The organism is Nocardioides sp., assembly GCF_031422975.1.
In the GTDB taxonomy this organism is placed as follows: Bacteria; Actinomycetota; Actinomycetes; order Propionibacteriales; family Nocardioidaceae; genus Nocardioides.
Genome location: NZ_JANPEO010000354.1, coordinates 1 through 2,356, shown reverse-complemented (window position 1 = coordinate 2,356; position 2,356 = coordinate 1). Strand labels below are relative to the sequence as shown.

At 68.6% G+C, this 2,356-nt stretch carries 2 protein-coding genes and 1 pseudogene; all 3 read right to left on the bottom strand.

Annotated features, from left to right (window positions below; all coding sequences use genetic code 11):
- Window positions 1–199: pseudogene (locus RMO85_RS10775) on the bottom strand (hypothetical protein); the annotation flags it as partial.
- A gap of 20 nt (window positions 200–219) precedes the next feature.
- Window positions 220–1,452, bottom strand: coding sequence for an extracellular solute-binding protein (locus RMO85_RS10770; protein WP_310528724.1), 1,233 nt, complete (start codon window positions 1,450–1,452; stop codon window positions 220–222).
- 293 nt (window positions 1,453–1,745) lie between these two features.
- On the bottom strand, window positions 1,746–2,356 hold a 611-nt coding region (locus RMO85_RS10765), incomplete at its 5' end, for a glutamine amidotransferase-related protein (protein ID WP_310528723.1).

Below are 2,356 nucleotides of genomic sequence, written 5' to 3'. Positions count from 1 at the left end.
CGAGCGCGAAGAGCAGGAAGAAGGGGGACACATAGAGGTACGGCGCCAGCCTGGTGTCCCACCGCGAGCGGCGTAGCCCCCAGGCGGTCAGGGGTGGGCGGGTCTTGGCCCGGGGTGGCGGCCCCGTCGGGGCACCGGTGTCCTGGCTGGGATCACCGGCTTCCCCGACGGGTTTCACCGCTGCGGAATCGAGCTTCATGGCTGGCAGTCGTCCGGGGATCAGCCCAGTCGCTCCACGTCGGCGAGGAAGGACGCCCATGCCTCGTCGGCCGACTCCTTGCCCTCGTCGACGCGCTGGATGGCCTGCTGGAAGGCCGTGTTGATGTCGGCGAACTTCGGGCCCTTGTGCGGGATGAACGGCACGGCCTCGGCGCGCTCGGCCAGGATCTGGCCGGTGGGCGCGTCATTGAAGAACGCGTTGGTGGCGCCGGTGAGGAGTGGGTCCTCGAGGGCAGCCGGCTGGCTCGGGAAGGTGCCCTTGGCCTCGAAGGCCTTGACCTGCTGCTCGGGGGCGGTCAGCCAGTTGGCCAGCGCCATCGCCTCCTCCTGGTGCTCACCCTGCTGGGGCACCGTGAGGTAGGACCCGCCCCAGTTGCCGCCGCCGCCGGGGAAGACGTTGGCGATGTCCCAGCCCTCGACGCCCGCGGCGTTGCCCTCGATGACGCCGAGCATCCAGCCGGGGCAGGCCATGGTGGCGAAGCCGTCGTCCTGGAAGGACGCGGTCCAGTCCTCGCTCCACTGCACGAGCTTGGTGGACAGGCCCTCATCAGACAGCGAGGTGACGGTGTCGAAGATGTCCTTGACCGCGGCGTTGTCGGCCGCGATCACGGTGTTGTCGGCGTCCTCGTAGGAGAACTCAACCTGGTTGATCATCGCCTGGGCGGTGGCTCCCGATGCGTCGTACCACGCGACGTCCGGGACCTTCTTCACGAAGTCGCGACCGGCGTCGAAGTAGGAGTCCCAGCTCGTGAAGAGCTTGGCGACCTCCTCGCGGTCGGTCGGCAGGCCGGCCTTCTCGAACAGGTCGGAGCGGTAGCAGATGCCCTCCGGCCCGATGTCGGTGCCGTAGCCGATCAGGGCCCCGTCGTCGGTGGTGGCGGCCTCCGTCTTCCAGTCCAGCCATCGGCCCTCGACCTCGGGATCACTCAGGTCGACGAAGGCGTCGGACTCCTGCATCAGGGCGGCGAGCCAGTCAACCTCGATCGCCTCGATGTCGGAGAGCCCCGAGCCGGCGGCCAACTTGGTGTAGAGGTTGTCCTGGTGCTCGTTTGCCGTGCCGGCCTTCTTCTGCTCCACGACAACCTCGTCCTGCATCGCGTTGTACTCCTCGATGAGGTCTTCATAGCCGAACTCGTTGAACGTCGCCACGGTCAGCTTGATCTTGCCGTCCTCGGACGCGTCGCCGGAGTCGCCGCCGCACGCGGCCGCGCTCATCGCGAGAGTGAGCGCCATCAAGGCCCCTGTGGCGAGTCGCACTCGCCGAGTTCTAGGTGTGTACACCACTGATCTCCTGCCGTCCTGCGAGACGCCGGATCCTGTGCCCGGCCGGATGGTAGATCTTCATGGGCGGTGTGGAAGCGCTTCCATAAAGAGTCCGCCCACACCATGACATCCGTCACACAACGTGTCAAGAGGCAGGAAGAGACGTTCCAAATGGATGTGAGAGCGCTTCCACTCCGTCGCTGCCATACCCGGTCTGCCGACCGCAGAAGGGCGAGCGCCTCACCGCCCGAGGCCTCGACTGGTCAGGGACGGGTGTACAGCTCGACGAAGCGGGCCAGCAGGCGGACCGGCTCGACGACGAGGACCTCCCGGGCCGCGGCCTTGAGCGATTCGCGCTCGTGCGGCGCGTAGTAGCCGTGGCCGCTGTAGGCGTCGATCCGGTCGCACAGCGCCTCCGGGTCGAGCTCGGGGTGGAACTGCGTGGCATAAACGTTGCGGCCCAGGCGGAAGGCGTGGACGGGGCAGGTGTCCGACGAGGCGAGGAGCACCGCGCCGTCGGGGAGCCGCGAGACGGCCTCCTTGTGGCCCAGGTAGGCCAAGAACACCTCCGGCAGCGCGCCGAACAGCGGGTCTGCACCCCCTTCGGGGGTCAGCCGGATGGGGAGGGCGCCGATGGCTTCGCCGTACGTCCGGTCCACGACTCCCCCGGCCAGGACGCCGAGCACGCCGATGCCGTAGCAGGCGCCGAGGAACGGTGCGTCCGCGGCGACCACCCGTCCGGCGAGGTCGCGCAGCTCGGCCTCCACCCGGTGCTGGGTGGCGGACTTGTCCTCGGCCGGGTCGGACACGCAGTCGTTGTGCAGCCATGCGGGGAACGTCAGGCCCGGACGGGTGCGGCGGAACCATTCGCCGA